This window comes from Acidovorax sp. HMWF029, assembly GCF_003060895.1.
Classification (GTDB): domain Bacteria; phylum Pseudomonadota; class Gammaproteobacteria; order Burkholderiales; family Burkholderiaceae_C; genus Acidovorax.
In genome coordinates this window covers 1-5,770 of record NZ_QAIH01000152.1, presented here as the reverse complement: position 1 = coordinate 5,770, position 5,770 = coordinate 1, and the positions used below count along the sequence as shown (strand labels likewise).

5 protein-coding genes are annotated in these 5,770 nt (G+C 65.2%); 3 read left to right on the top strand and 2 right to left on the bottom strand.

From position 1 onward, the window contains the following. The first annotated feature begins 5 nt into the window (after positions 1 to 5). Complete coding sequence (locus DBR12_RS10515) at positions 6 to 1,022, top strand: 1-aminocyclopropane-1-carboxylate deaminase (RefSeq protein ID WP_108617200.1); 1,017 nt, start codon at positions 6 to 8, stop codon at positions 1,020 to 1,022. A gap of 96 nt (positions 1,023 to 1,118) precedes the next feature. Here DBR12_RS10515 and DBR12_RS10510 read toward each other — a convergent pair whose 3' ends face one another. Both DBR12_RS10510 and DBR12_RS10505 read right to left on the bottom strand, forming a co-directional pair. After that, positions 1,119 to 3,059, bottom strand: coding sequence for an MFS transporter (locus tag DBR12_RS10510; protein WP_108617195.1), 1,941 nt, complete (start codon positions 3,057 to 3,059; stop codon positions 1,119 to 1,121). A 55-nt stretch (positions 3,060 to 3,114) separates the two neighbouring features. After that, positions 3,115 to 3,957, bottom strand: a complete 843-nt coding sequence (locus tag DBR12_RS10505; RefSeq protein ID WP_108617194.1) for a hypothetical protein — start codon at positions 3,955 to 3,957, stop codon at positions 3,115 to 3,117. A gap of 153 nt (positions 3,958 to 4,110) precedes the next feature. On the opposite strand from DBR12_RS10505, the gene DBR12_RS10500 reads away from it, so the two are divergent. Together DBR12_RS10500 and DBR12_RS10495 are read left to right on the top strand one after the other, a co-directional pair. After that, entirely contained in the window at positions 4,111 to 4,842 is a 732-nt protein-coding gene (locus DBR12_RS10500) for a helix-turn-helix transcriptional regulator (protein ID WP_108617193.1), read from the top strand. A gap of 180 nt (positions 4,843 to 5,022) precedes the next feature. Beyond that, a partial coding sequence (locus tag DBR12_RS10495; RefSeq protein WP_108617192.1) for a TetR/AcrR family transcriptional regulator occupies positions 5,023 to 5,770 on the top strand: 748 nt, incomplete at its 3' end.

Here is a 5,770-nt window from a genome sequence, read left to right as displayed (position 1 = left end):
CCGCCATGAACCTGCAGAAATTCGCCCGCCACCCGCTCACCTTCGGCCCCTCGCCCATCACGCCGCTGCCGCGCCTGTCGGCCCACCTGGGCGGCAAGGTGCACCTGTATGCCAAGCGCGAGGACTGCAACTCGGGCCTGGCCTTTGGCGGCAATAAGACGCGCAAGCTCGAATACCTGATCCCTGAAGCCATTGCGGGCGGCTACGACACGCTGGTCTCCATCGGCGGCATCCAGTCCAACCAGACGCGCCAGGTGGCTGCCGTGGCTGCGCACTTGGGGCTCAAGTGTGTGCTGGTGCAAGAGAACTGGGTGAACTACTCCGACGCGGTGTACGACCGCGTGGGCAACATCGAGATGAGCCGCATCATGGGCGCCGATGTGCGCCTGGACGCTGCAGGTTTTGACATCGGCATCCGCCCCAGTTGGGAGCAGGCCATGGAAGACGTGAAAAAGGCCGGTGGCAAACCCTTCCCGATCCCCGCAGGCTGCTCCGAGCACCCGTACGGTGGCCTGGGCTTTGTGGGCTTTGCCGAAGAAGTGCGCCAGCAGGAAAAGGCGCTGGGCTTCCAGTTCGACTACATCGTGGTGTGCTCGGTCACGGGCAGTACGCAGGCGGGCATGGTGGTGGGCTTTGCGGCCGATGGCCGCGCGCGCAAGGTGATCGGCATCGATGCATCGGCCAAGCCCGCGCAGACCCACGCGCAGATTCTGCGCATCGCCCAGAATACCGCCCAGCTTGTAGAGCTGGGCAGGGAGATCACGGCCGAGGACGTGGTGCTGGATACGCGCTACGGTGGCCCCGAGTACGGCCTGCCGAGCGAAGGTACGCTGGAAGCCATCCGCCTGTGCGCACGCCAGGAAGGCATGCTCACCGACCCGGTGTACGAAGGCAAGTCCATGCACGGCATGATCGACATGGTGCGCAAGGGCGAGTTCCCGGAAGGCGCCCGCGTTTTGTACGCCCACCTGGGAGGGGTGCCTGCGCTCAACGCCTACAGCTTTCTTTTTCGCAACGGCTGACCAATCCCACCCCACGGCCCGTGGTGAACAGGAGCGCCTGGCCCGGCTGGCCGGGCTCTCGTTGATTTGAAGCGCCCCCGCACTGGGGCTGGGAGCTCAGGCAGTGAGCAGCTTCTGCACCCGCTCGCGCAGCAGCGTGGGCTGCACTTCGGTCGGTGCCACGGCAGAGCCCACATTCAGCCCCACACGGCTGTAAAACCCCCGGCGGAACGGCCGCACCATGGCGCCACCCTGCTCGATGCGGCTGAAGTACGAGCCCCACAGGTTGGTCAGCGCCATGGGGATCACGGGGGCGACGATGCCCTCGGCACGCGCGCGCTCGATGATCTTCATGATGCCACCCCGGAACTCCTGCAGCTGCCCGTCCTTGGTGATGCCGCCCTCGGGGAAGATCGCCAGAAGGTCGCCTTCACGCAGCACCTGGGCGGCACGCTCGAAAGCCGCTTCGTAGGTCTTGGGGTCTTCCTTGTAGGGCGCAATCGGGATCGCCTTGGCCAGGCGGAACAGCCAACCCAGCACGGGCACGCGGAAGATGCGGTGGTCCATCACGAAGTAGATGGGGCGGGGGCTGGCCGCCATGAGCAGCACGGCATCGACAAAACTCACGTGGTTGCAGGCAAGGATGGCGGCGCCCGCCGAAGGCAGGTTCTCATCGCCCTGCACCTTGAAGCGGTATACAAACCGCGACGACACCCAGGCCACAAAGCGCAGCAGGTACTCGGGCACCAGCATGAAGATGTAGAACGCCACCACCGCATTGGCAATGCCAGTGAACAGGAAGATCTGGGGCACCGTGAAGCCCGCGCCCAGCAAAGCGCCGGCGATCAGCGAGCTCGCGATCATGAACAGCGCGTTGAGGATGTTGTTGGCAGCAATGATGCGTGCGCGGTGCGTGGGCTGGCTGCGCATCTGGATCAGCGCATACATGGGCACGCTGTACAGGCCCGCGAACAGGCTGAGCAACAGCAGGTCCATCATCACGCGCCAGTGGGCGCCCTGGGCCATGAAGGCAGCCAGGCCCATGACCTCGGAAGCAGGCAGGCTGCGCGAAGCAAAGTACAGGTCGATGGAGAACACACTCATGCCGATGGCGCCCAACGGCACCAGGCCGATCTCAACATGGCGGCGCGAGAGCACCTCGCACAGCAGCGAACCGATGCCAATGCCGATGGAGAACACCACCAGCAGCAGCGAGGCCACCTGTTCGTTGCCGTGCAGCACGTTCTTGGCGAGGCTGGGGAACTGGCTCAGGAACACCGCACCGAAGAACCACATCCAGCTGATACCCAGCAGCGAGCGGAACACCACGATGTTGCCGTGCGCGAGCTTGAGGTTGCGCCAGGTTTCGGTGAAGGGATTCCAGTTGATGGTCAGGCCCGGGTCGGTGGCGGGCAACGATGGGATGAACTGCGCTACCGCCCGCCCGGCCAGCGCCGCCAGCACGCAGGCCACCGCCACCGTGGTGTGGCCGATGTCCGGGATAGCCACCAAAAGGCCACCCGCCACATTACCGAGCAAGATGGCCACAAAGGTACCCATCTCGACCATGCCGTTGCCGCCGGTGAGCTCACGTTCGTTGAGCACCTGGGGCATGTAGGCAAACTTGACGGGGCCGAACAGCGTGGAATGCACGCCCATCAGGAACGTGCACAGCAGCAGCACCGGCACGTTGTCCGTCATGAACCCCAAGGCCGCCACCAGCATGATGGCGATCTCCATGTTCTTCACTAAGCGGATCATCTTCGTCTTGTCGTACTTGTCGGTCAGCTGCCCCGAGGTGGCAGAGAACAGCAAAAACGGCAGGATGAACAGCGCACCAATGACGAGCCCGGCCATGGCAGGCGGCAGCCAGTCCACGCTGAGCTGGTAGGTCACCATCACGGTGAAAGCAAACTTGAAAAGGTTGTCATTGGCCGCGCCGGAGAACTGCGTCCAGAAGAACGGCGCAAACCGCCGCTGGCGCAGCAGGGCGAACTGGTTCGGGTCCTCATGCGTGGACGCTGGCGCCAGGCTGGTGGACGGGGTTTCGGGGTGCATGCGTTTCTCCTCGTTTCCGATGGGTTGGCTTGTTGGAATTTTCCGCGCCCGCGCTTCACACACGTGAACTGCGGGCGACACCCACGGCGTGGGCGCCATTCTGCACAAACAGCGTGACCTGCGGCCCGCCCGGTACCGGGCGGGGGTGCCGTGCCGCCAGAGCCGACAACACGGGCCAGGCCGCGCCGGCGGCGAACAGGTGCTTGAGGCTGTGGCCCGACACCGCCTGGTAGGTGGCGTCAAACACCGCGTGGTCCGCCGCCTCGAACAACTTGGCCACGGCATACAGGCCAATGACCGCGCCCATGTGCACGGCCAGGGCGCCATCGCGCCGGGGCAGGCACGCCAGGGCCAGCACCACCAGCATGCCGCCCAGCTGCACCACAGCCCAGGGCATCAAGTTGCCGGTGTGCGACCACGACACCACGGCCAACGGCCCGGCCAGCAGCACCGCACCGGCGGCGGCCCACCCGGCACGCTCGCTCACGCGGCTGGTGGCCGCCAGCCCCAGCAGACCCGCAAACGGGAGCACCATGCCCAGCCGGTCCCACAACAAACCCGCGTCGTGTGGCTGCCAGTGGTACAGCATGGAGCCTGCGGCCGTGCACAGAAGGCCCGCAAAAAACAACGCAGCCAGCCACCGCGAGGCCACGTCGATGCCCACCACGCGGCGCAGCGCCACCAGCCCCCAGACACCCGCCAGGGCAAAGGGCAGATTGCTCAGCACATCGAGTGCGCAGGGTATCCCCAGCCACCCACGCTGGTCGGCAAACGCGTGCTGGTGCTCGCTGGCGGGCAGCACCGGCCCCCATACGGCCATGGCGAACAAGGCGGCTGCGCCCAGCAACAGGCCCGTCTCGGCCCGGCGCAGAGGAGTTGCGGAAGAAGACAAAAGCATGGTGGAAATCCTGCGGGGTTGGAATGCCACGCAGTGTGGTCAGGCCGCCGCGCCGCCGCGCCCAAAAAGTCGCACAAAGGGCTACCCACGGCACTTTGGGTATTGATAATTGATACCCAACACCCACCAATACCCACCAGCAAGCCCTCAGCCATGAGCACCACCGCCGACCTTGTCACCGCCCTGAAAAAGGAACTGAAAACCGCGCAGATGACCTACGCCGACCTGGCGCAGGCGCTGGGCATGGCCGAATCCAGCGTCAAGCGCATGCTGGCCAAGGGCGACATGCCGCTGTCGCGCATCGATGCCATCTGCCGTGCGCTGGCGCTGGACTTTGCCGACCTGGCGCGGCGCGTGGCCGATGCGCAGCCGCTGCTCAAAGAGCTGAGCCAGGAGCAGGAAAAGGCCGTGGTGGGCGACAAGAAGCTGCTGCTCATGGCCATCTGCGTGCTCAGCCAGTGGACGCTGGAGCAGGTCGTCGCCACCTACCGCCTCACCGAGGCAGAGGGCATCAAATACCTCGCGCAGCTCGATCGCATCGGCATCATCGAGCTGCGGCCGCTCAACCGCTACCGCCTCAAGCTGGCCAAGACCTTCCGCTGGCGCCCGCACGGCCCGGTGATGAACTACTTCCGCGAGCACGCGCTGCTCGACTACTTTGCGGGCGGCTTTGACGGCATGGGCGAAGGCGTGCTGCTGGTGCACGGCAACATCAGCCGCAGCCTGGCCCCCGCCTTCATGGAGCGCATGCAGCGCGTGGCCCAGGACTTTGCCCAGCAGCACCTGGCCGACCAGAAGCTGCCCGAACGCGAGCGCGAGGGCTACACGCTGCTTTTGGCCATGCGCAGCTGGGAGTTCGAGGCGTTCTCCAGCATGCGCCGATAGTCACATGCTCACTTATTGATAGCTTAAACCGCTTTGCCACCGCGCGGAGAAGCCCAAAAAAGGCAAGAAAAGGAGCCCACAAACTGTCAAAACAAGCCACAGTGCTCCACAAGACTTGACGCCACAAACAGAAAAAACTATTCTTTAAATAACAAATTTTGTTAATTTAAAGATAGTCAAATGAAGACCACCCGCCAGCAACAAGACGCCACGCGCCGCCAGATCGTGGCCAGCGCGGTGGACCTCATGACCCGCCAGGGCTTTGACGGCACAACGATGAAGGACATCGCGCGCGCCGCAGGCATTGGTGATGCCACGATCTACAAGTACTTCCCCACCAAGGACCGCATCGTGGTCGGCTACCTGGACGACACCGTCCAGCAGGCGCTGGCCGACACGCTGCAGACCCCGGGGTTTGATGGCTACGGCCTGCAGGAAAAGCTGCAGCGCCTGACCGACGCCGTGCTGGAGCGCCTGCTGGCCGACCGCGAGTTTGTGGCCCAGGTGCGCAGCCTGGCGCGGCGCTCGCCGCTGTCGATGCTGGCCGAGCCCCTGGCGGCGCGCCAGGGGCTGCGCGATGCGGTGAGCAGCTTTCTGGAGGCCGCCGAGGCCAGCGGCGAGATCGAGCCCTGCGACTTCAAGGGACTGGCGGGCAGCCTCTACACCGACTACCTCGCGGGCGTGGTGAGCTACTGGCTGGCCGATACCTCCGACGAATTTGCCGACACCACGCAGCTGGTGGACCTGTCGCTGGGCGTGCTGGTGCAGGCGCTGCGCGTGGGGCTGGTCAACCGCGTGGCGCAGCTGGGCGGCTTTGTGCTGCGCAGCCAGATGGCGCGCATGGCCCAACACGGCAGCGGCCTGCTGGGCATGCTGCAGTTGGCGCGGCAGTCGCTGGGCAGTGCCTCGCCACCCTCACCCACCGCCC